The organism is Acidovorax sp. GW821-FHT11A03, from assembly GCF_058809075.1.
In genome coordinates, this window is record NZ_JBXASG010000001.1 from 194614 (window position 1) to 221038 (window position 26425).

Below are 26425 nucleotides of genomic sequence, written 5' to 3' on the forward strand. Positions count from 1 at the left end.
CCCAAGGTGGTTTTATGGGCAAGGAATCCACAGTCAACCTGTTTCGCCGGCTGGAGCAGCTCAACGGCATCGGCGCCGCGCTCTCGCGCGAGCGGGACATCGACCGGCTGCTGGAGAACATCCTGGAGGCGGCCAAGGCCATCACCGGCGCCGATGGCGGCACGCTCTACAGCGTGACCGAGGACCAGTCGGCGCTCAAGTTCGAGATCCTGCGCACGGATTCGCTGGGCATCCGCCTGGGCGGCACCACGGGCAAGCCCATCGATTTTCCGCACCTGCCGCTGCGCAACGCCGATGGCTCGCCCAATGATTCGCTCGTGGCGGCGCACGCCGCCATCCACGACCGCACCGTGAACATCGCCGATGCCTACAGTGCCCAGGGCTTCGACTTCTCGGGCACGCGCGCCTTCGATGCGCGCACGGGCTATCACTCGCAGTCGTTCCTCACCGTGCCGATGAAGAACCACGACCATGAGCTCATCGGCGTGCTGCAGCTCATCAACCCCCGCGACCCGGAGACGGGCGCGGTCACGACCTTTTCCGAGGCCGACCAGGGCCTGGCCGAGTCGCTGGCCTCGCAGGCCGCAATCGCGCTCACGAACCGGCTGCTCATCTCGCAGCTCGAACGCCTGTTCGAGTCGTTCGTGAACCTCATCAACCTGGCCATCGACGAAAAATCGCCCTACACCGGCGGCCATTGCCAGCGCGTGCCGGCCCTCACGCTGATGCTGGCCGATGCGGTCAACGCCACACGGCAGGGGCCGCTGGCGAGCTTTCGCATGAGCGAGCGCGACCGCTACGAGCTCAAGATGGCCGGCCTGCTGCACGACTGCGGCAAGATCACCACGCCCGTGCACGTGGTGGACAAGGCCACCAAGCTGCAGACGATCTACGACCGCATCGGCCTGGTAGACACGCGCTTCGAGGTGCTCAAGCGCGATGCGGAACTGGCCGCGCTGCGCCGCCAGCTGGCGCTGCGCCCCGTGGTGGATGCGCGGGCCGAGGGCCAGGAGCTGCAGGCCCTGCAGCACGAGATCCAGGCGCTGGAAGAAGACCGCGACTTCCTGCGCCGCTGCAACACCGGCACCGAGGCCATGCGGCCCGAGGACCAGCAGCGCGTGCGCGACATCGCCGCCATGCGCCACTGGCGCAACCCGCAGGGCGTGCAGACGAGCTTCTTGACGGCCGAGGAGGTGGAGAACCTCACCATCCGCGCGGGCACGCTGACCCAGGCCGAGCGCGACACCATCAACTACCACATCGTCGCCACCATCAAGATGCTGGAGACGCTGCCCTGGCCCCGCCACCTCAAGAACGTGCCCGAGTACGCGGGCGGCCACCACGAGCGCATGGACGGCAAGGGCTACCCGCGCGGCCTCACGCGCGAGCAGATGTCGCTGCAGGCCCGCATGATGGGCATCGCCGACATCTTCGAGGCCCTGACGGCGGCGGACCGGCCGTACAAGAGCGGGATGACTTTGTCAGAGGCGCTGGCCATCATGTGCCGGATGCGGGACAACGGGCACATCGACCCGGACCTGTTCGAGGTGTTCGTGCGCGAGGGGGTGTATCTGCGGTATGGACAGGAGTTTCTGGAAGCGGGGCAGGTGGATGGGGTGGATGTGGGGGCATTGGGGTTTGTGTAGCTGGGGTTGCTAGCTGCTGTTGATAGCTTGTGCTGTTGTTGTGCTGTGCTTGTGTTGGGGGCGGGGGCCGGGCGCACACCCCGGCCTCCGCCCTTCGATCAGAAGCAGTAATTACTATAAAAACAATAGCGGCTGGCGCTTTCTATATAAGCGCACACGGCCCATTTTGATCAAATCACACCCCATCCCGCACACACCCCTCCAGCCTCTCCCGATCCATCACTTCCACCACCCGGTACCCCACCCGCAGGATTCCCTCGTCCTCCCACAGCTTCAACTGCCGGTTCACGCTCTGCCGCGACACGCCCAGCATGAAGGCCAGGTCTTCCTGCGACACCGCCAGCGTGGTCGCCCCGTCCGAAGCCTCGGGCCGCGCGTCCAGCGTCAGCAGCCGGTGCGCCAGCCGCACGGGCAGCGGCTGCAGGATGGCGTCGTCGATCCACGCCAGCGCCTGGCGCAGCCGCATGCACACCAGCCTGGTAAACGCCATGTGCACCTGGGGCTGCGTGTTCACCAGGTGGTGGAAGTCGTCGGCATAGACCACCGCGATCTCGGTGGTATCGGCCGCGCAGGTGTCGTACACGCGCTCACGGCCCACGAAAAGGGAGACCTCGCCGAACCAGTGGCCGGGCTCCAGCACGGCGATCACCGCCTCGCGCCCGCCCGGGGCCACCACGCTCACGCGCAGCGAGCCGCTGACCACGCCGAACAGCGCATCGGGCGCCGAGCCCTTGAGGAACAGCGAATCGCCGCGCTGCAGCTGCTTGTGGTGCGCCACCCGCAGCAGTTGATGCTGCACATCGTCCGGCAGGCGCAGGCGGTCGGCGGCGTCGGGCGCGGTCAGCGCATGGGGGGTGTCGGGGGACACGGTAGGGGAGCGGGGCGAGGGCGTGCGCAGGGGGGGCATGGGGCGATGGCGGGCGGTAGGGCGCGTGCGTGCGTACGGGTGGAGCGCGAGCAGGAAGGAGGCGGGCGGGGCGGGTGGCACGGTGTACCGCATGCGGCGCCCGGGTGGAAGGCCTGTGCGGGTTTGTCCGGGGCCGCAATTGCCAACAACGGACAGTCTGCACAACGCCGGCTGCGGATAGTCGAGGGCTGAGCAGCGCAGGGCGCAAGAAAACAAGCGCAGCGCCCTGACCCGAACCCTCTATCTGAAAGACGATCCGCGATGACCTCCACCCCCTCCACCCCCTCCACCCCCTCCACCTCCTCCACCTCCTCCACCTCCTCCACCTCCTCCACCTCCGGCATGCCCACCACCCCACGCACCGCCCTGCAGGCCCTGCGCGAGAAAACCGTGCTGGACCATTTTGCCGACGAGACCCGCCAGGACTTCGACGCGGTGCTGGGCACCTTTCCGCACCCCCATTACGAGCTGATCCCCACCGGGGAGGTGCACGACGGCAACGATGCGGTGCGTGCCTATTACCTGGCCTCGCGCAAGGCCTTCCCGGACCAGCGGCACGAGATCATCCAGCTGCGCCACACCGACGACGCGGTGATCGTGGAGTTCTGGCTACTGGGCACCCACCAGGGGCCGCTGGGCAACCTGCCGCCCACGGGCAACAGCTTCCGCTGCCGCATGATCGCGCTCTTCATCTTCGAGGGCGAGCGCCTGGTCTGCGAGCGCGTGTACTTCGACTCGATGACCATGCTGCGCCAGTTGCTGGCCGGCATGCCGCCCGCACAGCTGCCGGCCATTGTGGGTTCGCTGCTGGCGGCCGGGCCCACCAGCGCGCCTGCGGCCGCCCCGCGCCAGGCCGAACCCGCCGCCGCGGCGGCCGCATGAGCGCCGGGCTGGCGGGGCACCATGCCGTCATCACGGGGGGTGCCCAGGGCATCGGCCTGGCCATTGCCGGGCGCTTCCTGGCCGATGGCGCCCGTGTGTCCCTGTGGGACCGCGATGCCCGGGCGCTCCAGGCCGCCAGTGCCGCGCTGGATGCCGCCGGCCGCATCCACACGGCCCGGGTGGATGTGGCCCAGGAGGCCGATGTCGAGTCGGCCGCGCAGGCCAGCGAGGCGGCGCTCGGGCCCATCACCGTGCTGGTGAACAACGCCGGGGTGCTGGGGCCGCTGGCCCCGTTGTGGGAACACACCCCGGCGCAGTGGCGCCAGGTGGTGGAGGTGAATCTCACGGGCGCCTTTCTGTGCTGCCGGGCCGTGGTGCCGCGCATGCTGCGGGGCCTGGCAGGTGAGCAGCCGCCCGGCCTGGGGCGGCGCATCGTCAACATCGCCTCGGTGGCGGGCAAGGAGGGCAACGGCCTGAACGCGGCGTACTCCGCGTCCAAGGCCGGGCTCATCGCACTCACCAAGTCGCTGGGCAAGGAGCTGGCGGGGCCGGGCATCCTGGTCAATGCCATCACGCCCTCGGCGGCCGACACGGCGGTGTTCGATGCCGTACCGGCCGAACACCAGGCCGCGCTGCGCCAGAACCTGCTCGCGCGCGTGCCCATGGGCCGCTTCGTGCTGCCCGATGAAGTGGCCGCGATGGCGGCCTGGCTGGCCTCGGCCGACTGCTCGTTCAGCACCGGCGCGGTGTTCGATATCTCGGGCGGGCGTTCGCTCTACTGACTTGCCCATTTCTCCAGGAGAACTCCATGAAAAGAGACAACGCCCCTTCCACCCTGGCGGCGGTCACGGACTTCGACGGCGCCCGCAGCGCGCCGTCGCCGCAGGACCGCCTGCGTGCGCTGCGCCGCAGCGGCGCGCAGTTCCGCGAGTGGTTCCTCGACGAGCCGGCCGTGCGCTACGCCCGCAGCTTCGACCTGCTGCGCATTCCCTATCCGGCCTGGTATGCGTTCAGCGGCGTGTATTCGCAGCAGCTGCTCAAGCCGCACATGGTGCATCTGCTGGCGCGCACGGTGCTCATCCAGTTCGAGGACTTCGGGGGGCAGCTGCGCCACCTGCTGTTCACGCCGGCAGACCACGAGACGGGGCGCGACACGCCGTACTTCCGCCGCCTGAGCGAGCAGACACCGGCCTTCCTGCACGGCACCATCGCGCCCATCCACGGCACCGTGCTGGATGCCCTGGCCAGCGTGGGCGTGGCGCCCGAGCGGATCGACTACATCACCTACGACCACCTGCACACGCAGAACCTGCGGCGCTGGCTGGGCACGGACGGCGGGCCCGGCCTGCTGCCCAACGCGCGCCTGCTGGTGCATCGGCAGGAGCTGGCGAGCGTGGCGGGCCTCTTGCCCACCCAGGCCGACTGGTACTGCCCCGACGGCCTGCGCGGCGTGGCCGGCGACCGCGTCGTGCCATTCGACGGCAGCGTGCAGCTGGGCCGGGGCGTGGCGCTGGTGCACACGCCGGGGCACACCGAGGGCAACCATTCGCTGGTGTACCGCGTGCCGGACGGCCTGCGCGTGAGCAGTGAAAACGGCGTCTCGGCCGACAGCTGGGCGCCCGAGGTCTCGCGCCACAACGCCATCCGCCGCTTCGCCAAGGCGACCGGGGCCGAGGTGGTCCTGAACGGCAACACGCAGGAAAACAGCAACGACCAGTACCTCTCGATGGTGCTGGAGAAGACCATCGCGGGCACCTCGGCGTCGCACGGCTTCAGCAACGTGGTGCCGTCGAGCGAATGTTCGCCGCACTGGCTGTTTCCGGGCGCGCCCACGGGCCACCTCTGGGGCACCACCGAATCGGGACAGCTGCAGCGCGTGTGACGCCTGCGCACTGCAGGTGCACCACGCGACAAGAACAAACCCAGGAGACAACCCATGAACACGGCCACCTATGGCGCGGCTGCGGCGGCATCCGCTGCCACCGATGACACCAGCACCCAGGCGCTCTACCGCAAGATCAGCTGGCGGCTCATACCGCTGCTGTTTGTCTGCTACATCTTCAACTACCTGGACCGCACCAACATCGGCTACGCGCAGCTGCAGATGAAGGCCGACCTGGGCTTCGGCGATGCGGTCTTCGGCCTCGGGGCCGGGGTGTTCTTCATCGGCTACGCACTGTTCGAGATCCCCAGCAATGTGATGCTGGCGCGCGTGGGCATGCGGGCCACGCTGCTGCGCATCATGGCGCTGTGGGGTCTGGCATCGGCGGCCACCTTGTTCGTCACCACGCCCACGCAGTTCTATGTGCTGCGGTTCCTGGTGGGGGTTTTCGAGGCAGGCTTTGCTCCCGGCGTGCTGTTCTACCTCACGCTGTGGTTCCCGGCGCAGCAGCGTGCGCGGGCCACGGCGCTGTTCTTCATGGCCTACGGAGCGGCACCCATCGTGGCGGGCCCGCTGGCGGGACTGACCATGACATACCTGGATGGCGCCCTGTCCCTGCGCGGCTGGCAGTGGCTCTTCGTGGTGGAGGGCTTGCCGTGCGTGTTGCTGGGCGTGCTGGCCTATCGCTGGCTCGACAACCGCCCCGAGGAGGCTGGCTGGCTCACATCGCAAGAAAAAGCCCAGGTGCGGCGCGATCTGGCGCAGGAGCAAGCCATCGGTGGCGGCGCCCCGCAGTCCTTTGGCAGCGCACTGCGCAATCCGCAGGTGTGGCTGCTGGGGTTCATCTCGTTCCTGGTGATCCTGGGCATCTACGCCATGTCGTTCTGGCAGCCCACCCTGCTGCAGTCCATGGGGCTGTCGGTGCTGCAGATCGGGTTCTACTCGGTGGTCCCGGCGGCGCTGGGCATCGCTGCCACGCTGGTGGTGGCGCGGCATTCAGACCGCACGCAAGAGCGGCGCTGGCACTTTGCCGTGGGCGCGGTGCTCGGGGCCGTGGGGCTGTCGCTGACGACCCTGTTCATGCACAGCCCCTGGGCGGCCGTGGCCTGCCTGTCGCTGTCGGCCATGGGGGTGTCCAGCGCCTTCGCGGTGCTGTGGGCGGTGCCCGCCAGCCTGCTGGCCAAGGACGCCGCGGCGATGGGCATTGCGCTCATCACCACGCTGGGCGGCACGGCGGGCGTGGTGGCGCCGGTGATGGTGGGTGCCATCAAGTCGGCCACGGGGAGCTTCAGCCTGAGCCTGTACATCCTGAGCGGCGCGCTGGTGCTGGCGGCGGCGCTGATGGTGGCCGTGGGGCCCCGCAGGCGTGTTGCCTGACGGGATACATCTGCTATTGTCGTGATAGCTGCTAGCGCTTTATGAACAAGCGCTAGAAGCCAATTTCCTTCATATTTCTTCCGCCGCCATGCGGGCCTGGGCCCGGAGCCAGTCGCTGAACGCCAGCAGGGCGTCCGTGGCCGGGCGCGACTGCAGCCGCGTGAGCCAGTAGGCGCCCCGGTGCAGTTCTTGGACAAAGGGCCGCACCAGGCGGCCCTGCTGCAGTTCGCGTGTGAACATGCGCACCGGCAGCAGCGCCATGCCCGCGCCCTGTGCCGCTGCTTCCGCCAGGGTGAGGGACGAGTCGAACACCGCGCCGCGCACCACGGGGCAGGGGGCGCCCGCGGCCTCGAACCACGCCGCCCATTCATCGGTGCGGTAGCTGCGCAGCAGTGGTTGCCGTGCCAGGTCGGCCGCCGTGCGCAGGCCGTGGGCCAGCGCGGGCGAACACATCACGGACATGGGCGCGTCCATGATGCGTTCGGCATGCGTGCCGTGCCAGGCGCCGTCGCCAAAGCGGATCGCGCAGTCCAGCCCTTCGCCCGCCATGTCCACCCGGTTGTTGTGCGTGAGCAGGCGCAGGTCCACAAAGGGGCAGGCTTGCTGGAAGTCGCGCAGCCGGGGCAGCAGCCAGCCCACGGCAAAGGTGCCCACGGCGCCCACGGTCAGCACCTCGCGCGGGCGGGTGTCGCCCAGCTTTTCCAGCGCACGCTCCAGGCTGGCGAACGATTCCACCACCACCGGCAGCAGCGCCTGCCCCTCGTCCGTCAACGCCAGGCCGCGCGGCAGGCGGCGGAACAGCGGCTTGCCCAGGCGGTCTTCGAGCTTGCGGATATGCTGGCTCACGGCGGTCTGGGTGACGTGCAGTTCCTCGGCCGCCCGCGTGAGGTTCAGGTGGCGCGCCGAGGCTTCGAACGCGCGCAGGGCATTGAGCGGAAGATGCATAAGTTTTTCTGGGGGCTGGCGGCAATTATTGTCGATGGTGCTGGGGGCTGTATCACCGTATCGTTCGGTCCTTGCTTCAACTCACCCCTCCATCTCTTATGCAAAGACGACAGTTTTCCTTGGGTTTGATGGCTGCCACCGCCCTGCCTATCTGGGGCTGCGCCGCCGCCGGCACCGCGGCGGACCGCGGCACCACGGCCCGCCAGTGGAATGACACGCTGGCCGGCATCGAACGCGCCGCCCAGGGCCGCCTGGGCGTGGCCATGCTGGACACCGGCTCGGGCCTGGCGCTGGGCTGGCGCCAGGACGAGCGTTTTGCCATGGCCAGCACCTTCAAGGCGGTGCTGGCGGGCTGGATGCTGGCGCTGGTGGACCAGGGCAAGGAGCGGCTGGACCACCGCCTGCACTACGGCCGCGAGGCCGTCATCGCCCATTCGCCCGCGAGCGGCCCGCGCGCGGGCGACGGCGGGGGCCTCACGGTGGGCGAACTCTGCGCCGCCACCGTGAGCCTGAGCGACAACACCGCCGCCAACGTGCTGCTGGCGCGCCATGGCGGGCCGGCCGGGTTCACCGCCTTCGTGCGCTCGCTGGGCGACACCACCACGCGCCTGGACCGCACCGAGCCCACGCTGAACGAAGCCAAGGTGGGCGACCCGCGCGACACCACCACGCCGCTGGCCATGCTGCAGACCCTGCAGAAACTGGTGCTGGGCGATGTGCTCACACCGGCGTCGCGCGCCTGGCTGCAGCGCTGGCTGGTGGAGACGAGCACCGGCGACCAGCGCCTGCGCGCCGGCGTGCCGGGCTGGAAGGTGGGCGACAAGACGGGCACGGCCGGCGACAGCGGCACGGCCAACGACATCGGCGTGTTGTGGCCCCCGGGCGGCGGCGCGCCGGTACTGGTGACCTGCTACCTCACGCGGTCCGCCGCCGCGCCGCAGCAGCGCGACGCGGCCATTGCGCAGGTGGCGCGCGCCGTGGCGGCGGCGCGCGAAACACTCAGAGCCTCTTGACCAGCACCTGGCTGCGGCGGTCCCAGTTGTACTTGCGCTTGCGCGCGTCGGGCAGCCAGTCCGGGTCCACGGGCTGGAAGCCGCGCTTGATGAACCAGTGCATGGTGCGGGTGGTCAGCACGAAGATGCTGTCCAGCCCCTGCAGGCGCGCGCGCTGCTCGATGCGCTTGAGCAGCTTCTCGCCGTCGCCCGTGCCCTGGCTTTGCGGGGACACGGTCACCGCGGCCATCTCGGCCGTCTTGGCCTCGGGGTAGGGGTAGAGCGCCGCGCAGCCGAAGATCACGCCGTCGTGCTCGATGATGGTGTAGCTGGCGATGTCGCGCTCGATCTCGGTGCGGTCGCGCTTGACGAGGGTACCGTCCTTCTCGAACGGCTCGATCAGCTGCAGGATGCCGCCCACGTCGTCGATGGTGGCTTCGCGCAGCTCTTCGAGCTTCTCGTCGATCACCATGGTGCCGATGCCGTCGTGCACGTACACCTCCAGCAGCAGCGAGCCATCCACCGCGAACGGCAGGATGTGGCTGCGCTCCACCCCGGCCTTGCAGGCCTTCACGCAGTGCTGCAGATAGAAGCCCGTGTCGGTGGGCGTCTGCGCGGTGGGCAGCGTGGCCAGCAGGGCCTGCGCGGCGGCCAGAGGCAGCTCGGTGTCGATGGGGTTGTCCTCGCTCTCGGGTTCGCCGGGCAGCATGCGGATGCCCGGCACCTCGGTCAGGAAGATCAGCTTGTCAGCGCGCAGCTCGATGGCCACGCTGGTGGCCACTTCTTCCATGCTCAGGTTGAAGGCCTCGCCCGTGGGCGAGAAGCCGAACGGCGAGAGCAGCACCAGCGCGCCCATGTCCAGCGTGCGCTGGATGCCGGCCACGTCCACCTTGCGCACCAGGCCCGAGTGCTGGAAGTCCACGCCGTCCACGATGCCCACGGGCCGCGCCGTGAGGAAGTTGCCCGAGATCACCCGCACCGTGGCGCCCGCCATGGGCGTGTTGGGCAGGCCCTGGCTGAACGCGGCCTCGATCTCGTAGCGCAGCTGGCCTGCGGCTTCCTGCGCGCAGTCGAGCGCCACCGAATCCGTGATGCGGATGCCGTGCGAGTATTTCGCCGCATGGCCCTTGGCCGCGAGCTGCTCGTTCACTTGCGGGCGAAACCCGTGCACCAGCACGATGCGCACGCCCATGGCCTGGATCAGCGCCAGATCCTGCGCGATGTTGTGCAGCTTGCCCGCCGCGATGCCTTCGCCCGTGAGCCCGATCACGAAGGTCTGGTTGCGGAACTTGTGGATGTAGGGCGCCACCGAGCGGAACCAGGGGACGAAGGTGAAGTTGAAAACGGCGGACATGGGCGGTGGAGGGCGGTGGGGTGGCCTTGGAGCGAGGGGAAAACCGGCAACGGCGGGCGGCCGCGTGCGGCCGCCAAGTCGCGCATCATAAGCATGCAGGGCTTTCGCTGTCCGGGGCAGGTGCGGGTTGGCTCCCGGTTTGTTGCCGAAACGCGGCCAGCCGGGCCGCGAAGGGCTCCAGGATCAGGGCTTCGTCGGGCCCCGTGTGGGCTGCCACCGCAATGGCCACGCCACTTCGGGCCATCAGCGTCTGCATCTCGGGCTGGGCGATCATGCCGTGGTCCAGCAGGGCCTCCACCAGGCGGGTGAGGGCCTCCCGGTGCTGGCGCAGCAGGGCGCTGGCGCGCTGGTACTGGGACTGCAGCAGTTGCTCGATGGCCGCATTGCTGGGTTCCACGTCGGTGTTGAGGTGGTTGTCCAGCTCCACCGTCACGTCGGTGCGGGACAGGCGCGTGCCAAAGCCGTGGTGGCGGATGAAACGCGCCGCTTCGGCCGTGACCTGCTTGTAGTCCTGCTCGGCGCCGGTCGTGCAGGCCATTTCGCCAAACACCAGTTCCTCGGCCACCCGGCCCGCCAGGCCCACGCACATCATGTCGAGCGCGTTCTGCCGCGTGGTGACCTTCAGGCCCGCGAAGCTGTTGTAGCCGCCCTCGAACGAGGCAATGTTGATCTTCACCTCCTGCGGGGCCTGGCCGAACAGCAGGCAGTACACCAGTCCGTGGCCGGCTTCGTGCACCGCCAGCAGGGCGCGGAAGTCGGCATTGGCGCGCTGCTTGAGGCGGTTGAGCTCCAGCGCCACCGCAAACTGCGCCTGCCGCGCCTCGCCCTGGCCGCCGAGGCCGCGCACCACCAGGTGGCGCTTGTCGGCCGCCAGCGTGATGGCGACGTCCTGTGCCAGGGGCAGCTGCTGCTCCAGCGCCCACAGCGCGGCGTTGACCAGGTTGGCGCTCAGGATCGCGTGCACCGACGAGAACAGCGGCCGCGTGCCCTGCGCCGGAAACACCGCGTTGGCATACAGCTCGTCCAGCACGTCCTGCCCGATGGCAAAGCGCACGCCGCACTGTGCGGCGATGTCGTCGCAGTACCGCGCGCACAGGTTGCGGATGAGCTCCTCGTAGGTGGCCTTGTTGAACGAGGGGTAGATCACGTGCTCGTTGCCCAGCCGGGCGATCTGCTCGGGCTTGAAGCGTTCGCTCAGGGCCTTCTTCACGTCGATGAGCGAGAGCTTGCGCGTGAGGCGGTGGAAGATGTCGGCGTCGGTGTCGCAGTCTTCCACGCGCTGCGCGGTCTCGTGGTACATCTCGTCGAGGTTGCCGCAGACGAACACCAGCAGCTTGCTGTAGTCGGTCTCCCAGGACGACAGCGACTGCTGGAACCGCGTGAACAGCGCCTGCACCTGCGCGGGCGGCCACTGCATGATCTCGGCCAGGGGCTCCGAGAGCTTGAGCATGCGCTTGAGCTCCTGGGCATCCCAGGCGTCGAGCTGGAAGCGGTAGGGCTTCTTGCCGGCGCGCTCGTCCTCGTTGTCGTCGGCGCGTTCGGCTTCGTAATGCGCGTCGGCCAGCTTGCGTTCGATGTTGGTGAGGGCGCTCAGCGCGGGCGGCAGGCGCCCGTCGGACAGCAGCGTCCACACGTCCTGGTAGCGCTCCACCTTCACGTCGGCGCCTTTGGTGTCCACCGTGCGAAAGCGCTGGAACTCGTCCAGCACCAGCATGCCCGGCGCGCCCTCGTGGATGCCGGAGTCCGCGAGCATGCCCGAGATGGACGAGCTGCGGTAGCTCGCGCCGTGGCTGAAGCCGTCCATCTGCACCTCCACGAAGCGGTCGTAGAAGCCCAGCAGCTGCGCCAGGCGCCGCGTGAGCTGCGTCTTGCCCGTGCCGGTCAGGCCCCACAGGCACACGATCACGGGCCGGGTGATGAGCTGGGGCAGCACGTACCAGGCGCGGATGGCGTCGACCACGCGGTCGATCACGTCGTCGATGCCAAACAGCTCGGCCTTGAGCTGCGCTGCGGCCAGCGCCAGCGCCTGCTGGCGCTGGGCCAGCAGCTCCCGCTGCGCGATGGGCGGAGCGGGCCGCTTGTGCGGCGTGTCTTCGGAAAGGGTGGAAAGGTCCATGGTTTTCAATCGTTGTGTCGCATCAGTCGCTTTCGGTGAAGCGGGATGTCTGGATCGCCTTGCGCAGGGCGACGTTGTCCGCGCGGCGCTGGGCCCCGCGGGCTCGGATGTGCTTGCCTGCCGCGCTCGACAGGCTGCGCCGGGCCAGTGCGGTGGCCACGGGATTTCGGGGCGGGCCCGAGGACTCGAGAACTACGACCAGGGGCTGCTTCATGCGGCGCAGCTTCTTGATCTCACCCTGGGCATAGGCCCGGGACAATTTTTTGGCACTCATGTGCACTCCACAAACAAAAAACCCCGGCAATGGAGCCAGGGCTTGCGGAGCGCGTGGGGGCGCCGGGGGCCAAGGCTGGACAGTGCGTGCGCACACAGTCCAGCCGGGGCGGTGGACGGTGGTCAGGCGGGAGCGGACAAGGGAACAAACATAGCGGTGACCTCCAGTGTTTTCAGGGGCTGCCGTGGCGGCGGGCACATGCCTGAAAGAAAGAAGCGCGAATTTTGGCGAGGCCCAGGGGACTTGGCAAGCGCAGGGGGCCGCGAACGGCTGCATTTGTCGTGTGAAAGGAACAGTGCCGGGCGGCCCGTGCCCTGCGCCTGTGTGCTGCGGTGGCTGCGGGGCGGGCGGGCCGGCGCTCAGCCCTGCCGGCGGTAGGCCCAGCCGGCGGCGTGCATCCATTCCTCCTTGTCGCGGGTTTCCACGACCAGCTCCACCAGATCGCGGCCGTCGTTGAGCGGCACCTGCACCGCCATGCCGGCGCGGTCCGGCGACAGGGGCAGCAGGAACTGGCTGTCGTCCCAGAAGAGGTAGCCGGGAAGCTCGGGCAGCTCGCGCAGGGCGGCCGCCCCCACACCCAGGGCCAGCGGAATGGATTCGGACGCTTCGTTTGCGAGCAGCCAGGTGCTGTCCAGCCGCGATATCCACTGCGCAGGGAGCGCGGCGGCGGCGCGCGGCATCTGCTGGCCCACGGGCATGGTGACCCAGTAGTGTCCCGCCGTGGCGGGCTCGCGCGAAAGCAGGTAGCGGCGGCCGTCGGCCATCTCCCAGCGGTAGTGGGTGCGGGGCTGGGCATCCGACCACCACCACCCGTCGCTGCGCGGGCGAAGCCCCGTGCACAGCGGTGCCCAGTCCTTCGCCGGCGCGGACCAGATCCACAAGTCGATCTGCTGGCTGTCGGGCGAGAGGACTTTCAGGGGTTTCGAGGAACGGCCATAGATGCCGAGCACCGCATCGACCGCGCTGGACGACGAGGTGGCCAGCGCGGGGGCGGCGGTGGACACCTTGGGCGGCAGCGCAGGGAGCTGGCCGGTTTCCTGCAGCGCGCGCAGCAGAATGCCCTCGGCGATGGGCCCGGGCTTGAAGCTGGAGGCGCTGCCCGTGAGCAGCAGGGCCAGGCCCGCCTGCGGCAGCACGTGGAAGTCGCTGGCGTAGAACATCGTGCTGCCGCTCTTTTGCCATGCGAGGACGCCCGCGGCGCCCAGGCCCTGATGCCGCGTGCTGTCCCATCCCAAGCCGGTGTGCCAGTCGGGCGTGAGGTGAAGGTGCGTGCCCTGGCCCTGGTCGCGGCCCATTTCCAGCACGGCGGCTTTCGAGACGATGCGCCGGCCGTCGTATTCACCGCCCTGCAGGAGCATCGCGGCGAGCTTCATCATGTCGCCCGGCGTGGTGCACAGCCCGCCGGTGGCGTAGCCCATCACGAACTCCTGGCCCTGGCGCACCTTGTGGATGTACCCATGGGCGAAGCTGCCTTCGGGCAGGGGCAGCAGCGTGTAGCCCGAGCGGGCCATGGCCAGCGGGTTGAAGAGGACTGATTGCACGAATGCCGGGTAGCCTTGCCCGGTGACCGCGAGCACGATGCGCTCGACCAGCGTGAAGCCGTCGTTGCAGTAGGTCGCCAGCGCCCCGGGCGCATGTTTGAGGTGCACGCCGGCCAGCGCCGCCTCCAGCCCCGCCGCATAGCCTGACAGCGGCGCAAAGGAAAACATGTTGTGCGCGTGGGTGCCCGGCAGCCCGGAGGCATGGCTCAGCAGGTGGCGGACGGTGATGTCGCGGTAGTCTTCCGACAGCATCGTGAACCGGGGCAGATAGCGCACCACGGGGGCGTCGAGCTGCACGAGCTGGCGGTCCACCAGCACCATGACGGCCAGCGCCGCGAGTACCTTGCTGACGGAGCCGACATTGAAGCGCGTGTCGGGCGTTGCCGGGGTGGCGGACGTGTCGTCCAGCACCCCGAACGCCTCTTGCCAGACGAGGCGGTCGCCGTGCAGCAGCGCGACGGAGGCGGCCCGCGCATCGCTGCGCAGCATGGCCTGGCGTATTTCGTTGCGGCCCCAGGCCATGGTGGCCGACATCGCGGGGCCGGGGTTGCCGGTGCCCCCGCAGGCCGGCAGCAGGGGGCCCAGGGCTGCGGTGCCGGCCCATGCGAGCCAGTCGCGGCGCGAGGGGGGCGGTGGGGTGGCGCTGTCGCGGGCGGAAAAATTCGGGGCAGATGTCTGCGGGAGCATGCGGTCATTCCGGAGGGCACCCGCCACGCAGACATCTTCGGGGCGGAACCGGGGTATTACATACTGAAATCCCCGGCACCAAAAAGTGGCGTTTGACAAAAGACCGCGCAAGGGAGGAAGCGCGGGGTGCTCCGTTTGGCCGCGCGCATGGCCTGTGTTGCACGGGGCCAACGTCCGCCTCGGATAATGCGTGGCTTCATGACCGAATCCGCGCCTCCCACTCCCCCCCGATCCGCCCCGCGAACCGCGCCGCTGCGCATCACCTTTCCCGAATCGTTGCCCGTATCTGGCAAGCGCGACGAGATCATGGAGGCCATCGAGAAGCACCAGGTCGTCATCGTCTGCGGCGAAACCGGCTCGGGCAAGACCACGCAGTTGCCCAAGATCGCGCTGGCCCTGGGCCGGGGCAAGTGCAATGCGCCCGCAGGCCAGAAGGGCCAGCTGATCGGCCACACCCAGCCGCGCCGCATCGCGGCCAGCAGCGTGGCCAAGCGCATCGCCGAAGAGCTGCAAACGCCGCTGGGCGACGTGGTAGGCTTCAAGGTGCGCTTCCAGGACCGGCTCTCGCGCGACGCCTCGGTCAAGCTGATGACGGACGGCATCCTGCTGGCCGAAACGCAGACCGACCCGCTGCTCAAGGCCTACGACACCATCATCATCGACGAGGCGCACGAGCGCAGCCTGAACATCGACTTCCTGCTGGGCTACATCCGCCAGATCCTGCCGCGCCGGCCGGACCTCAAGGTGGTGGTGACCTCGGCGACCATCGATGCGGACCGGTTTGCCAAGCACTTCGAGTCGGCCAAGGGGCCGGCGCCGATCATTTATGTCTCCGGCCGCACCTTTCCGGTGGAGCAGCGCTGGCGGCCGTTCGAAGACACGCGCGACTACGGCCTCAACGAAGCCATCGCCGATGGCGTGGATGAACTCTGGCAGGGCAATGCGGCCGGCGACATCCTGATCTTCCTGCCCGGCGAGCGCGAGATCCGCGAGGCCGCCGACCACCTGCGCAAGCACCTGGCCCACCAGCCGGTGATGCGCAACGCCGAGGTGCTGCCGCTGTTCGCCCGCCTGTCGCAGGCCGAGCAGGACCGCATCTTCGACGGCCACACCGGCCGCCGCCTGGTGCTGGCGACCAACGTGGCCGAGACCTCGCTCACGGTGCCGGGCATCCGCTACGTGATCGACGCAGGCACGGCGCGCGTGAAACGCTATTCTTTCCGTAGCAAAGTGGAGCAGCTGCTGGTCGAGCCCATCAGCCAGGCGGCCGCCAACCAGCGCGCGGGCCGCTGCGGCCGGGTGGCCAACGGCATCTGCATCCGCCTGTACGAAGAGGCGGACTTCAATGCCCGCCCACGTTTCACCGACCCGGAAATCCTGCGCAGCTCGCTGGCCGGCGTCATCCTGCGCATGAAGTCGCTGCACCTGGGCGACGTGGTGCAGTTCCCGTTCATCGAGGCCCCGTCGGGCCGTGCCATCGCCGACGGCTACCAGCTGCTGGCCGAACTGGGTGCGGTGGACGACGCCAACGAGCTCACGCCCATGGGCGTGGAGCTGTCGCGCCTGCCGTTAGACCCGCGCGTGGGCCGCATGATCCTGGAGGCGCGCGACCGCAAGGCGCTGGACGAGGTGCTGGTGATCGCCAGCGCCCTGAGCGTGCAGGATGTACGCGACCGACCGCTGGAAGCCCAGCAGCAGGCCGACCAGGCGCACGCCAAGTTCGACGACGAGAAAAGCGAATTCAGCGGCTACCTCAAGCTGTGGAAGTGGATCAACGAGGCCCGGGGCGGGGCGCCCACGCTGCCTTCTGCCCGCGCGCAGAAGGCCATGGCCCACCAGCGCGCACCGTCGCAGGCCCACCTGCCCGTGGCCCAGCGGCTGGTGGCCGCGGCGGCGCCCGCGCCCGCGGTGGCCAGTGCCACCGCACCGGCGCCCACCCACAAGCTGAGCAACCGCCAGTACGAGCAGTTGCTGCGCCAGAACTTCATCAGCATCCGCCGCCTGCGCGAGTGGCGCGACATCCATACGCAGCTGCTCACGGTGGTCGCCGAGCACAAGTGGGCCATCAACAGCCAGCCCGCCAGCTACGAGCAGCTGCACCTGTCCATGCTCGCCGGGCTGCTGGGCAACATCGGTGCGCGCAGCGAAGAGGAAGACTGGTACCTGGGCGCGCGCGGCATCAAGTTCTACAAGCACCCCGGCGCCCACTTGAACAAGAAGCCCGGCCGCTGGATCGTGGCGGCCGAGCTGGTGGAGACCACGCGCCTGTTCGGGCGGGGCATCGCCGCCATCGAGCCGCAGTGGATCGAGCAGGTAGGTGGTCACCTGCTGCGCAAGCAGCTGCTCGACCCGCACTGGGAGAAGAAGTCGGCCGAGGTCACGGCGCTCGAACGGGCCACGCTCTACGGCCTGGTGGTCTACAACGGCCGGCGCATCAACTTCGGCAAGATCGACCCGCACGCCGCGCGCGAGATCTTCATCCGCGAGGCCCTGGTGGGGGGCAACTGGGAGAGCAAGCTGCCCTTCCTGGCCGCCAACCAGAAGCTCATCGCCAAGGTGGAGGAGCTGGAACACAAGTCGCGCCGCCAGGATGTGCTGGTGGACGACGAGCTGATCTACGCCTTCTACGACCAGCAGCTGCCACCCGACGTGTGCAGCGGCCATGGCTTCGAGGCCTGGTACCGCGAGGCCTCCCGCCAGCAGCCCGATCTGCTCAAGCTCACGCGCGAGGAGCTCATGCGCCACGAGGCGGCCGGCATCACCAGCAACGCGTTTCCCAAGACCGTGCGCCTGGGCGGGGTGGACTGCGCCGCCAGCTACCTGCACGAGCCCGGCGATGCGCGTGACGGCATCACCGTGACCATCCCGCTCTTCGTGCTCAACCAGGTGAGCGACGAGCGCTGCGAATGGCTGGTGCCCGGCATGCTCAAGGACAAGATCCAGGCGCTGCTCAAAAGCCTGCCACAGCGCCCACGCAGCCGCTTCGTGCCACTGCCCGAGTCCGCTACCCGCCTGGCCGAGCTGCTGGGCACGCCCGAACGTTTTGGCACCGGCAGCCTGACCGATGTGCTGCTCAAGCAGGTGCGCGACGAGACCTCGCTCGATGTGAAGCGCGCCGACTTCAAGCTCGACATGCTCAGTCCGCACCTCTTCATGAACTTCCGCGTGGTGGACGAGCACGGGCGCCAGCTGGGCCATGGCCGCAACCTGGGTGCGCTGAAAGCGGAGTGGGGCGCCAAGGCGCGCGGGGCATTCCAGGCGCTGGCGGGACTCAAGCTCGGCGGCGCGGCGGCAGAGGGTGCGAAATCTGATTCAAATATGCCTCCAGCGCTTGATGGTAAAGCGCAAGCAGCTATTGAATCAGGAGTAAGAGGTGCTGCGCGGCCCGCCCAGCCTGCGAAACCCGCCAGCGCCACGCCGTCTGCCCCCGCAGGCCAGCGCTACGCCACCTGGACGTTCGGCGAGCTGCCCGAGCTGATGGAAATCAAGAAGGCGGGCCAGACGCTGATCGGCTTCCCAGCGCTCATCGATGGCGGTGACGCCGTGACCATCGAAGTGTTTGACGAGCCCGAGGTGGCAGCGGCCAAACACCGCGCGGGCCTGCGCCGTCTGTTCGCTCTGCAGATCAAGGACGCGCTCAAGTACCTGGAAAAGAACATTCCCGACCTGCAGAAGATGGCGGTGGCCTACATGCCGCTGGGTACGCAGGAAGAGCTGCGCACCCAGATCATCGACGTGGCGCTGGACCGGGCCTTTCTACTCGACCCGCTACCCACCGACGAGTTCGCCTTCAAGCGCCGCGTGGAGGAGGGCCGGGGCCGCCTCACGCTGATCGCCAACGAAGTGGCGCGCCTGGCCGCCACTATCCTCACCGAATACGCGGCCGCCGCCCGCAAGATCAAGGACACCAAGAACGCCCCCGAGGCCACGCAGGACGCGCAGCAGCAGCTGCAGCGCCTGGTGCCCAAGAACTTCATTGCGGCCGCCCCGTGGACACAGCTGGCGCACTATGCCCGCTACCTCAAGGCCATCACGCTGCGCCTGGATAAATACCGCGCCGACCCCGCCCGTGACGCTGCCAAGCTGGCCGAGCTGCGCCCGCAAGAGCAGCGCTACTGGCGCCTGGTGGCCGAGCGCAAGGGGCAGGTTGATGCGCGCATGCAAGAGCTGCGCTGGCTGCTGGAGGAGCTGCGCGTGAGCTTTTTCGCGCAGGAGCTGCGCACGCCCCAGCCGGTGAGCGTGAAGCGGCTGGACAAGCTGTGGGCGCAGGTCAATAGCTGACGGCCGGGGCCGGTGGAGCCGGTTCCGGCGGGCACCTGCCGCCATTTCAGGTGCGAGAGCAGGGCCTCATGCCCTGAACCAGATCTTGAGGGCCACGTACATCGTGTAGCCCAGGGCCAGCACCATCCACACCACAAAAAACAGGTTGGCCCAGTACTGGCCGGAATGCTCTGCCAAGGTGTAGATCTGGCCTGCGCAGCCTTTCCCGACGCACGGAATCTTGCCCAGCACCAGGGCGCGCAGGGCCTCGAACAACAGATAACACGCCACACCGCCGATGAGCAAAAAACCGACGGGCCCGACAGGCGGCTTGGTGAACTCATCGTTCTCGTCGCGCAGGCCCTTGTCGAGCAGTTTCTGTCCATACCTGTACCAGGCGTATCCGACCAGGAGCATCAGGGCGTAGTAAGTGGCGGTGAGCATGCGTCAACTCGTCGTTGCTGGAAGGGAAACAATGCGGCTTCGCAAGGATGGTATCCGAGACATCCTCATTCCCCGGCGGCCCCCGCTGCGTGTCCGCTGCCCGCGCGGCGCGGCGCCTCGGCGTCACATGCGCGACCCGGCATCAGTGGCATCCCCAATGCCACGCGGGTGCAGGGCCTCTAGGCTGCGGGTTCAAAGGAACCGAATCACCCATGCGCCCTCACTACAAGTTCTGGCCCCAGCGTCTGCCCCGCTCCATCACCCTGCCGTCCACCTCGCTGTGGGACAACCTGGCCATCAGTGCCCGCCGGTATCCGGACAAGACGGCCCTGGTGTTCTTTGGTGCTTCGCTGAGCTACCGCGCCCTGCTCGAAGGCGCCGAGCGCCTGGCGGCGAAACTGGTGGCCCTGGGGGTGCAGCGTGGCGACCGCGTGGTGCTGTGCATGCAGAACTGCCCGCAACTGGTGATGGCGCACTTCGCCATCCTGCGTGCCAATGCGGTGGTGGTGCCGGTCAACCCGATGAACCGGGCGGAAGAACTCAAGCACTACATCACCGATCCCGACACCCGGGTGGCCTTCACCACGGGCGACCTGGCTCCGGAGATGGCCAAGGCAAGCAACGCGCTGCCAGCGGGCGAACGCCTGGCACACCTGGTGGTGACGCAATTCACGGATGCGTTCGATGCGCAGGTGACGGGCACGGATGCGCCGCCCGAGGCCTGGCGGGAGTGGCTGGGCACGCGCCACCCGCTGCCTGCCCTGGAGGGCGGCCAGGCCCATGCCTGGACGGACGCCCTGGCCTGCGCGGAGGCCCCCCCGGAGCTGGTGGTCGGGCCAGACGACCTGGCGCTGCTGCCCTACACCAGCGGCACCACGGGCCTGCCCAAGGGCTGCATGCACCTGCACCGCAGCATCATGCACAACGCGGCGGCTGGCGCCCTGTGGGGCACGGGTTCGGTGGACAACGTGACGCTGGCCGTGGTGCCCATGTTCCACATCACCGGCATGGTGAGCGTGATGCACACCGCCATCTACTGCGCCGCCACCCTGGTCATCATGCCCCGCTGGGAGCGCGACCTGGCCGGGCGCCTCATCTCGCGCTACCAGGTCACCAATTGGACCAACATCCCCACCATGGTCATCGACCTGCTGGGCAGCCCGAACTTCGCAAGCTACGACCTCTCCAGCCTGGTCTACATTGGCGGCGGCGGCGCGGCCATGCCGCAGGCCGTGGCGCAGCGTTTGCTCGAACAGTACGGACTGCGCTACTCGGAGGGCTACGGCCTCACCGAAACGGCCGCGCCCTCGCACTCGAACCCGCCCGACCACCCCAAGCAGCAGTGCCTGGGCATCCCGTTCATGAGCACCGATGCGCGGGTGGTCGATCCCGACACGCTGCAGGAAGTGCCCGTCGGCGAACAGGGCGAGATCATCATCCATGGCCCCGAGGTGTTCGAGGGCTACTGGAAGCGCCCGGATGCCACCGCCTCGGCCTTCATCGAGTTCGAGGGCAAGCGCTTCTTCCGCTCGGGCGACCTGGGCCGCATGGACGAGGACGGCTACTTCTTCCTGACCGACCGCTTGAAGCGCATGATCAACGCGAGCGGCTTCAAGGTCTGGCCGGCGGAGGTCGAGGCGCTGATGTTCCGCCACCCCGCCATCCAGGAGGCCTGCATCATCTCCGCCAAGGACAGCTACCGGGGCGAGACCGTGAAGGCCGTGGTGGTGCTGCGCGCATCGCACAAGGACACCACCGAACAGCAGATCATCGACTGGTGCCGCGAGAACATGGCGGTGTACAAGGTGCCGCGCATCGTGCAGTTCGTGAACGCACTGCCCAAGAGCGGTAGCGGCAAGGTGATGTGGAGGCAGCTGCAGGAGCTGGAAGCGGGCTGAAAAAAAGTAGCCCGCACGGGGGCGGGCTAAATCATTGCATCACTCGCACAGGGAGGGGCGAAACCGCCAGGGATTTGACGGTCGGTGCATCCTAGGTCCGATTCTGGCAGCCCGCCCGCCCGTGTGCGGCGCAACCGTGAAATAAGTCCGGTTTGGATGGGGCAGCAGCGACCTTGCCAGGGTCAGAGCCTCAAAAAGGCTCGGGGGCAGCGGTGATAGAGCCACTGGCAGGCGCGGGTGGGGCTCAGATGCCCACGATCGCGGCGGCCAGCGCCACGGCGATCAGCTGGATCCCGAAGAAAATCACGACGATTGGCATGGCCATCCCCTTTGATGAAGCCAGGATGCTAGGTGTGCGTACTCCAGGCCGGGGTGCGACAACAGCGAAGGACCGCGTAGGCGGTTTCCTACGGTAAGACCGGTATGGATGGTGCGGGATTTGTTACAAAAATCCGAATGGCAACAATATCGGCAGGGGTTTACGCGGCTGCCAGTGGGGCGCCCAGCCGCGCTGGTGCTTCATTTGGGGCCCCTGGCTGCCGGGCCCGCAAGGTTGTAGCTTCGTGTATCAATCCTTGAACCCGGGGGGCTCGCGCCGCACAATGTTCCTTCATTCACGCCGGAGGCCGCCATGCCAATGGAGTATCTAAGGGAGCTGGAGCGCGATGCGCTTCCCCTGATTGAATCGGACGTGGTCAACATCGACAAGCTGCGCGTGTTGCGTGCGGCCGGTATGGTGGAAGTGCAGCTCCCGCCCGTCGATTCGCCACAGCAGAAGGCGCAGGTGCTGTACATCACCGGCCTGGGTTGCGCGACGCTCAGAGCCTATCGATCCCGCGTGAGGGCGCCCCGCCCGGAGGCGCACACCGATCTGGAGGCGTCATACGACTGATGGGCCGTGCCACGTATCCGGCCTCATGCCCGTAAACCCCGCTCGGAGTCACTGTCCTACAAATTGATGCGCCGCACCAGAAGTGCCGCGGCCGCGCTGCGTAAATACGATGGGCCATCCGTATTTACTGGCACGGCCAGGTGAAAGGCGCATATGAGCAGTTGGTACAAATTGGCACTCGGCAATGATGATCAGGCCTTTGAGCCCACGCTGCGCATCCAGCAGATGTTCATGTCGAAGTTCCTGATGTGCCCCCCGGGGTCCGGCAGGGCGCTCTTTTCCTGCTATGACAAGGAAAAGGACAATCTCTGGCTCTATTTCTCTCCCGCCGCCCAAGACATAGCCTTGCGCGTCTATGCCGAGCCCTGCGATCCGCCGACGGCCCTGGACTGCATCGGCCTTCTGGCGGGCGAGGGCGATGCCCTGGGGATCGGGGAATCCCCGCTGCTGGCAAAGGCCGCCTGACGGCGCCCAGGGCTTTGCGATCCTGCCGGCGGGGCGGCGCCCGCATCCACGTCAGTGTTGTCCTACACCTGTCTTCACGGGGTTCCGACATGCGTGTGTTCGGGCCCATGCCTCAATCACCACGGGGCCAGTGCGGCGCCCGTGCGAGGAGTTCAGCATGTTTTCTTTCGATCCCCCATCCCATCATCTGGAAGCGTGGCCAGAAGCGCCTGCCTTGCAAATGGGGCAGCCGATGGAGCGGGTTTTCCAGCGCCAGCAAACCGACGATCTCGCGCCTTGGCGGGGAGACAGCCATGGCATGGAGCGGGAATTACAGTTTGCAGACCTGGAATACCGCGAACCCCAGGCGATGGGTTGACGACAGGCCTGAGTGCGCCCCGGGTGCGTGCAGCGAGAAACCATGCGGGTATTGACATTGCACATTCGGCCCGAGGGCGCCGCGCAGTACCTGGCCCGGGTGTTTGACGGAAAGGTCCTGGTCGGCACCCCCACCCTGCATGCCGAAATTGACGAGGCCATCGAGGCCTATGGCCACGCCGACGGGTTCCCCGGCGTGACCGCCTTCAACATCTGGTATGGCGGGGGCAGCGTGGGCACGGTTCCGCTCATCCAGATGCGCACCGACGCCGTGGAGCTGTCGAACCGGCTGGTGGTGCTGTCCGCCGTCCTGCGCTGAGATTCCGCCTGTCTCGATCTGGCTGCTGCACCCCACCTGCGGGCGCGGCTTGAAGCGCTCCAAAGGACCTGGGCCTCTGCCAGCGCCTTCTCCCGCGAAACAAAATGAAATAAACCGAAACTGCGGCGAGACCACTCCCGAAGCACCTGCCGGCACCATCAGGGCCATGTTCAATACCGTCCCGAAAGGACTGATCATGAAACCCTGGATCAAGAGAACGCTGGTAGGAATCTTTGGCGCATCCATCATGGTAGGTGGTCTGACGGCCTGTTCCAGTGGAGCCCACCGCCACGGGCCCATGAGCCCGGAGAAAATGGCGGAGGTGCGCGCCAAGGTGGTCGACCGGGTCAGCGGCAAGCTGGACCTGAACGATGCACAGAAGCAAAAGCTCAATGTGCTGGCGGACAGGATGGAGGCACAGCGCACGGCCTTCCTGGGCAAGACAGCCGATCCGCGCGCGGAAGTGCAGGCCATCGTCGCGGGCGACAAGTTCGACCGTGCACGCGCGCAGAGCCTGCTGGAGGAGAAGACCCGCGCGGTACAGGCGAACAGTCCTGAAGTGATCAATGCGCTGGCGGACTTCTACGACAGCCTGAATCCGGACCAGCAGCAGAAGGTGCGCGAGCTGATGCAGCGGCGCAGGGGCTGGATGGCGCGCGGCTGAGGCAGGAGCATTTTCCATGTCACCGATGCTGGATCCCATCCACCACTTGACGCAGGAAGTGCGCATGCACGGCCCTGTGCTGCTGGCAGGCATGCCCGAGCCCCATGACGAGTTGATGTCGCTGGTATGGGGGCCGCGCTTTGACAGGGAGCATGCGCTCGGGCTCGTGGCGCGCCAGCCCGCTGCCGCCGCGCCCGCCCTGCCTGCGCTGCTCGCGGCCGCGGACGCCTTCGATGCGCTGCACCTGCCTGCGCAGCACCGCCTGCGGGAGCTCATCCGGCGGCACCGCGCATTGCTTGCTCCGCCGGTGGCCGGCAGCGGCCTGCCAATGTAAGAATCGCGCATGCACCGCATCCTGCTCATTGACGACGACGCCCAGCTGGGTCCGCCGCTTGCCATCTATTTCCAGCGTTTCGAGCTGGAGCTGGTCCATGCGCTCAAGCCCAGCGAAGGCCTGGCCCGGCTCGGGGCGGGCGGCTTTGATGCCGCCATCCTTGATGTCATGCTGCCCGAGATGGACGGCTTTGAACTGTGCCGCACCATCCGCAAGCAGGGGGACCTGCCCATCGTGATGCTCACGGCCAGGGGTGAGGTGATGGACCGCGTGGTGGGCCTGGAGCTGGGTGCCGACGACTACCTGCCCAAGCCTTTCGAGCCGCGCGAGCTGGTGGCCCGGCTGCAGACCGTGCTGCGCCGCAGCCGCGCGCCGGGGCAGGGCGGCGATTCGGGGACGCTGGAGTTTGAAGGCCTCAGCATTGATGCCGCGCGCCGCAGCGTGCTGCGACAAGGGGGCATCGTCGAGCTGACCGGCACCGAATTCGACCTGCTGCATCTGCTGGCACGCGAACCGGGCAAGGTGTTCAGCCGCGATGACATCCTGAACCAGTTGCGCGGGCACGAGGCCGAGCTGTACACCCGCGCCGTCGATATCGTGGTGAGCCGCCTGCGCAAGAAGCTGGAACCGCTCGACTGCATCAAGACCTTGCGCAACGCGGGCTACTCGCTGGCCCTGCGGCGGGCGGCGCCATGAGGTTCTGGCGGCGTTCGCGCCCTGGCGAGGGGGCCGAAGACGGGCACGATTGCCCCTGGCACCGCCGCGCGCGGCGCGCGGTCGGGTATTCGCTGCGCATCCGGCTGGTGCTGGTGTTCATGGCGCTCGCGGTGACGGTGGCCGTCACCTTCATGGGCGGAGTGCAAAAGGCGGTGTCCGTGGGCTGGCGCGAGGCGGCCAGGCCCCTGCTGATGGACTACGTGGACCGCCTCGCGGACGAGATCGGCAGCCCGCCCAGCATCGAGCGGGCGAAGGCCATCGCCAGCCGGTTGCCGGTCACGCTGCGCATTGACGGGCCGGTGGTCCACTGGGAATCCCACCCCGATCAGCCGCGCAGCGACTGGATGAGCGACAAGTTCCAGCGCGAGGAGCACTGGAACGGCCATGGCAGCGACGACCAGGGCCGCCGGCTCCTGCAGCGCACCACGGCGGACGGACACAGCATCGAGTTCGGGCTCAATGCGCTGTCCTGGGAAAAGCGCCCGCGCATTGCGTGGGGCACGCTCACGGTGCTGTTGCTGCTCACCGCGCTGGCCTATGTGTACGTGCGGCATCTGCTGCGCCCGCTCGACGACATCCGCCGGGGCGCGCAGCGGTTTGGCGAAGGCAATTTCGCCCAGGCGATCCCCGTGCGGCATGCCCACCGGCCCGACGAGCTGGGGCAACTGGCGGCCACCATCAATACCATGGGGGATGACATCCACCAGATGCTGGAGGCCAAGCGGGCCCTGCTGCTGGCCATGAGCCATGAATTGCGCAGCCCCCTGACCCGCGCCCGCCTGAACACCGAGCTGCTGCCCGAGACCGCCGACGTGCAGGCCCAGCGGCAGGCCCTGATGCGCGACTTGAGTGAAATGGCCGGACTCATCACCGACCTGCTCGAAAGCGAGCGCCTGGCTGGACGCCACGCCGCCCTGCACCGCGAGCCCGTGGACCTGGCTGCGCTGGCGCGGGAGGTGGTGGCCGAACTCGGCGGCCGCCATGCCGGCGCGGCGGGGATCACCCTCCATGCACAGCAGGGCATGCCGCCGCTGTCACTTGACCGCTCCCGCATGCGCCTGCTGCTGCGCAACCTGCTGGACAACAGCCTGCGCCACAGCAGCGATCCGGCCGCGCCGCCGCCCGAGTTGCATCTGCGCCTCGCGGCGCAGACGCTCGAACTGGAGGTGCGCGACCACGGACCGGGTGTTCCCCCAGAGCACCTGCCGCACCTGGCGCAGGCGTTCTACCGACCCGACACGGCGCGGCAGCGCACCACCGGCGGCGTGGGCCTGGGCCTGTACCTGTGCCGGCTGGTGGCACAGGCGCACGGCGGCACGCTGCAGATGCGCAACGCCGGGCCCGGCCTTTCGGTCACGGTGCGCCTGCCGATCGTCGCCTGAGCTGGGTGCCCCGCGGTCCCCCGGCCTGCCGAGGGCGCCGCACTGCACCGCGATGGTGCGTTGGCGTGGCGCGGTGTTTTTCTTCGTACG

Annotated in this window: 23 protein-coding genes; 16 read left to right on the forward strand and 7 right to left on the reverse strand. The window is 68.2% G+C overall.

Annotation, left to right across the window (positions count from 1 at the left end; all coding sequences use genetic code 11):
* Positions 1 to 14: 14 nt before the first annotated feature.
* Positions 15 to 1646, forward strand: coding sequence for a GAF and HD-GYP domain-containing protein (locus tag AC1RVY_RS00920; protein WP_369642663.1), 1632 nt, complete (start codon positions 15 to 17; stop codon positions 1644 to 1646).
* Between the two features lie 175 nt (positions 1647 to 1821).
* Here AC1RVY_RS00920 and AC1RVY_RS00925 read toward each other — a convergent pair whose 3' ends face one another.
* Positions 1822 to 2553 (reverse strand): Crp/Fnr family transcriptional regulator, encoded by a 732-nt coding sequence (locus AC1RVY_RS00925; RefSeq protein WP_492804916.1) that lies wholly within the window; start codon positions 2551 to 2553, stop codon positions 1822 to 1824.
* A gap of 342 nt (positions 2554 to 2895) precedes the next feature.
* Between AC1RVY_RS00925 and AC1RVY_RS00930 the strand changes: the two genes are divergently transcribed.
* The 4 genes from AC1RVY_RS00930 to AC1RVY_RS00945 are packed head-to-tail and all read left to right on the forward strand — an operon-like array spanning position 2896 to position 6694.
* The gene (locus AC1RVY_RS00930; RefSeq protein ID WP_492805364.1) at positions 2896 to 3435 is read left to right on the forward strand and encodes an ester cyclase; all 540 of its coding nucleotides are present in this window, start codon (positions 2896 to 2898) and stop codon (positions 3433 to 3435) included.
* A complete protein-coding gene (locus AC1RVY_RS00935) occupies positions 3432 to 4217 on the forward strand; it encodes an SDR family NAD(P)-dependent oxidoreductase (protein ID WP_492804918.1) in 786 nt (261 codons plus the stop codon). The genes AC1RVY_RS00930 and AC1RVY_RS00935 overlap by 4 nt, the downstream gene beginning before the upstream one ends.
* A 26-nt stretch (positions 4218 to 4243) precedes the next feature.
* A complete protein-coding gene (locus AC1RVY_RS00940) occupies positions 4244 to 5317 on the forward strand; it encodes an MBL fold metallo-hydrolase (RefSeq protein ID WP_492804920.1) in 1074 nt (357 codons plus the stop codon).
* 54 nt (positions 5318 to 5371) lie between these two features.
* A complete protein-coding gene (locus AC1RVY_RS00945) occupies positions 5372 to 6694 on the forward strand; it encodes an MFS transporter (RefSeq protein WP_369642658.1) in 1323 nt (440 codons plus the stop codon).
* A 69-nt stretch (positions 6695 to 6763) separates the two neighbouring features.
* Here the strand turns inward: AC1RVY_RS00945 and AC1RVY_RS00950 are convergent, their stop codons facing one another.
* Positions 6764 to 7639 (reverse strand): LysR family transcriptional regulator, encoded by an 876-nt coding sequence (locus AC1RVY_RS00950; RefSeq protein ID WP_492804922.1) that lies wholly within the window; start codon positions 7637 to 7639, stop codon positions 6764 to 6766.
* 98 nt (positions 7640 to 7737) lie between these two features.
* Here AC1RVY_RS00950 and blaACA point away from each other — a divergent pair, with 98 nt between their 5' ends.
* Positions 7738 to 8652 (forward strand): ACA family class A beta-lactamase, encoded by a 915-nt coding sequence (gene blaACA / locus AC1RVY_RS00955; RefSeq protein WP_370628465.1) that lies wholly within the window; start codon positions 7738 to 7740, stop codon positions 8650 to 8652.
* Here the strand turns inward: blaACA and argA are convergent.
* The 4 genes from argA to AC1RVY_RS00975 form a co-directional block, all read right to left on the reverse strand.
* Positions 8639 to 9985, reverse strand: a complete 1347-nt coding sequence (argA, locus tag AC1RVY_RS00960; protein WP_218294715.1) for an amino-acid N-acetyltransferase — start codon at positions 9983 to 9985, stop codon at positions 8639 to 8641. The two genes, blaACA and argA, sit on opposite strands and share 14 nt — an antisense overlap.
* A gap of 85 nt (positions 9986 to 10070) precedes the next feature.
* Positions 10071 to 12101, reverse strand: a complete 2031-nt coding sequence (locus AC1RVY_RS00965) for an AAA family ATPase (RefSeq protein ID WP_492244857.1) — start codon at positions 12099 to 12101, stop codon at positions 10071 to 10073.
* A 22-nt stretch (positions 12102 to 12123) separates the two neighbouring features.
* Entirely contained in the window at positions 12124 to 12375 is a 252-nt protein-coding gene (locus AC1RVY_RS00970) for a hypothetical protein (protein ID WP_218294716.1), read from the reverse strand.
* A gap of 359 nt (positions 12376 to 12734) precedes the next feature.
* Positions 12735 to 14603: a serine hydrolase domain-containing protein gene (locus AC1RVY_RS00975; protein WP_492804926.1), complete on the reverse strand. Its 1869-nt coding sequence runs from the start codon at positions 14601 to 14603 to the stop codon at positions 12735 to 12737.
* A gap of 198 nt (positions 14604 to 14801) precedes the next feature.
* On the opposite strand from AC1RVY_RS00975, the gene hrpA reads away from it, so the two are divergent.
* Positions 14802 to 18884 (forward strand): ATP-dependent RNA helicase HrpA, encoded by a 4083-nt coding sequence (gene hrpA, locus AC1RVY_RS00980; protein WP_492804928.1) that lies wholly within the window; start codon positions 14802 to 14804, stop codon positions 18882 to 18884.
* 66 nt (positions 18885 to 18950) lie between these two features.
* Here the strand turns inward: hrpA and AC1RVY_RS00985 are convergent, their stop codons facing one another.
* On the reverse strand, positions 18951 to 19307 hold the full coding sequence (locus tag AC1RVY_RS00985) for a hypothetical protein (protein WP_369642653.1): 357 nt from the start codon (positions 19305 to 19307) through the stop codon (positions 18951 to 18953).
* Between the two features lie 212 nt (positions 19308 to 19519).
* On the opposite strand from AC1RVY_RS00985, the gene AC1RVY_RS00990 reads away from it, so the two are divergent.
* The 9 genes from AC1RVY_RS00990 to AC1RVY_RS01030 all read left to right on the forward strand — a co-directional run bounded on the left by AC1RVY_RS00990 (position 19520) and on the right by AC1RVY_RS01030 (position 26335).
* Complete coding sequence (locus AC1RVY_RS00990; RefSeq protein ID WP_218341076.1) at positions 19520 to 21205, forward strand: long-chain fatty acid--CoA ligase; 1686 nt, start codon at positions 19520 to 19522, stop codon at positions 21203 to 21205.
* A 631-nt stretch (positions 21206 to 21836) separates the two neighbouring features.
* The gene (locus AC1RVY_RS00995; protein WP_218294721.1) at positions 21837 to 22097 is read left to right on the forward strand and encodes a hypothetical protein; all 261 of its coding nucleotides are present in this window, start codon (positions 21837 to 21839) and stop codon (positions 22095 to 22097) included.
* Positions 22098 to 22250: 153 nt separating this feature from the next.
* On the forward strand, positions 22251 to 22562 hold the full coding sequence (locus AC1RVY_RS01000; protein WP_218294722.1) for a hypothetical protein: 312 nt from the start codon (positions 22251 to 22253) through the stop codon (positions 22560 to 22562).
* Positions 22563 to 22719: 157 nt separating this feature from the next.
* The gene (locus AC1RVY_RS01005; protein WP_218294723.1) at positions 22720 to 22920 is read left to right on the forward strand and encodes a hypothetical protein; all 201 of its coding nucleotides are present in this window, start codon (positions 22720 to 22722) and stop codon (positions 22918 to 22920) included.
* A 42-nt stretch (positions 22921 to 22962) separates the two neighbouring features.
* The gene (locus AC1RVY_RS01010) at positions 22963 to 23238 is read left to right on the forward strand and encodes a hypothetical protein (protein ID WP_369642651.1); all 276 of its coding nucleotides are present in this window, start codon (positions 22963 to 22965) and stop codon (positions 23236 to 23238) included.
* A 196-nt stretch (positions 23239 to 23434) separates the two neighbouring features.
* The gene (locus tag AC1RVY_RS01015; protein ID WP_218294725.1) at positions 23435 to 23902 is read left to right on the forward strand and encodes a Spy/CpxP family protein refolding chaperone; all 468 of its coding nucleotides are present in this window, start codon (positions 23435 to 23437) and stop codon (positions 23900 to 23902) included.
* A 16-nt stretch (positions 23903 to 23918) separates the two neighbouring features.
* Positions 23919 to 24236: a hypothetical protein gene (locus AC1RVY_RS01020; protein ID WP_218294726.1), complete on the forward strand. Its 318-nt coding sequence runs from the start codon at positions 23919 to 23921 to the stop codon at positions 24234 to 24236.
* A 9-nt stretch (positions 24237 to 24245) separates the two neighbouring features.
* Positions 24246 to 24932, forward strand: a complete 687-nt coding sequence (locus tag AC1RVY_RS01025) for a response regulator transcription factor (protein ID WP_218341080.1) — start codon at positions 24246 to 24248, stop codon at positions 24930 to 24932.
* Entirely contained in the window at positions 24929 to 26335 is a 1407-nt protein-coding gene (locus AC1RVY_RS01030) for a sensor histidine kinase (protein WP_218294728.1), read from the forward strand. The genes AC1RVY_RS01025 and AC1RVY_RS01030 overlap by 4 nt, the downstream gene beginning before the upstream one ends.
* Positions 26336 to 26425: the final 90 nt, after the last annotated feature.

Bases quoted from the DNA above. Each gene is read 5' to 3' on its own strand.
- AC1RVY_RS00990 (WP_218341076.1), top strand. From the start codon at position 19,520: ATGCGCCCTCACTACAAGTTCTGGCCCCAGCGTCTGCCCCGCTCCATC.
- argA (WP_218294715.1), bottom strand. From the start codon at position 9,985: ATGTCCGCCGTTTTCAACTTCACCTTCGTCCCCTGGTTCCGCTCGGTG.
- AC1RVY_RS01010 (WP_369642651.1), top strand. From the start codon at position 22,963: ATGCGGGTATTGACATTGCACATTCGGCCCGAGGGCGCCGCGCAGTAC.
- AC1RVY_RS00995 (WP_218294721.1), top strand. From the start codon at position 21,837: ATGCCAATGGAGTATCTAAGGGAGCTGGAGCGCGATGCGCTTCCCCTG.
- AC1RVY_RS01025 (WP_218341080.1), top strand. From the start codon at position 24,246: ATGCACCGCATCCTGCTCATTGACGACGACGCCCAGCTGGGTCCGCCG.
- AC1RVY_RS00925 (WP_492804916.1), bottom strand. From the start codon at position 2,553: ATGCCCCCCCTGCGCACGCCCTCGCCCCGCTCCCCTACCGTGTCCCCC.
- hrpA (WP_492804928.1), top strand. From the start codon at position 14,802: ATGACCGAATCCGCGCCTCCCACTCCCCCCCGATCCGCCCCGCGAACC.
- AC1RVY_RS01015 (WP_218294725.1), top strand. From the start codon at position 23,435: ATGAAACCCTGGATCAAGAGAACGCTGGTAGGAATCTTTGGCGCATCC.
- AC1RVY_RS01005 (WP_218294723.1), top strand. From the start codon at position 22,720: ATGTTTTCTTTCGATCCCCCATCCCATCATCTGGAAGCGTGGCCAGAA.
- AC1RVY_RS00970 (WP_218294716.1), bottom strand. From the start codon at position 12,375: ATGAGTGCCAAAAAATTGTCCCGGGCCTATGCCCAGGGTGAGATCAAG.
- AC1RVY_RS00920 (WP_369642663.1), top strand. From the start codon at position 15: ATGGGCAAGGAATCCACAGTCAACCTGTTTCGCCGGCTGGAGCAGCTC.
- AC1RVY_RS00975 (WP_492804926.1), bottom strand. From the start codon at position 14,603: ATGCTCCCGCAGACATCTGCCCCGAATTTTTCCGCCCGCGACAGCGCC.
- AC1RVY_RS00940 (WP_492804920.1), top strand. From the start codon at position 4,244: ATGAAAAGAGACAACGCCCCTTCCACCCTGGCGGCGGTCACGGACTTC.
- blaACA (WP_370628465.1), top strand. From the start codon at position 7,738: ATGCAAAGACGACAGTTTTCCTTGGGTTTGATGGCTGCCACCGCCCTG.
- AC1RVY_RS00965 (WP_492244857.1), bottom strand. From the start codon at position 12,101: ATGGACCTTTCCACCCTTTCCGAAGACACGCCGCACAAGCGGCCCGCT.
- AC1RVY_RS00950 (WP_492804922.1), bottom strand. From the start codon at position 7,639: ATGCATCTTCCGCTCAATGCCCTGCGCGCGTTCGAAGCCTCGGCGCGC.
- AC1RVY_RS00935 (WP_492804918.1), top strand. From the start codon at position 3,432: ATGAGCGCCGGGCTGGCGGGGCACCATGCCGTCATCACGGGGGGTGCC.
- AC1RVY_RS00930 (WP_492805364.1), top strand. From the start codon at position 2,896: ATGCCCACCACCCCACGCACCGCCCTGCAGGCCCTGCGCGAGAAAACC.
- AC1RVY_RS01000 (WP_218294722.1), top strand. From the start codon at position 22,251: ATGAGCAGTTGGTACAAATTGGCACTCGGCAATGATGATCAGGCCTTT.
- AC1RVY_RS00945 (WP_369642658.1), top strand. From the start codon at position 5,372: ATGAACACGGCCACCTATGGCGCGGCTGCGGCGGCATCCGCTGCCACC.
- AC1RVY_RS01030 (WP_218294728.1), top strand. From the start codon at position 24,929: ATGAGGTTCTGGCGGCGTTCGCGCCCTGGCGAGGGGGCCGAAGACGGG.
- AC1RVY_RS01020 (WP_218294726.1), top strand. From the start codon at position 23,919: ATGTCACCGATGCTGGATCCCATCCACCACTTGACGCAGGAAGTGCGC.
- AC1RVY_RS00985 (WP_369642653.1), bottom strand. From the start codon at position 19,307: ATGCTCACCGCCACTTACTACGCCCTGATGCTCCTGGTCGGATACGCC.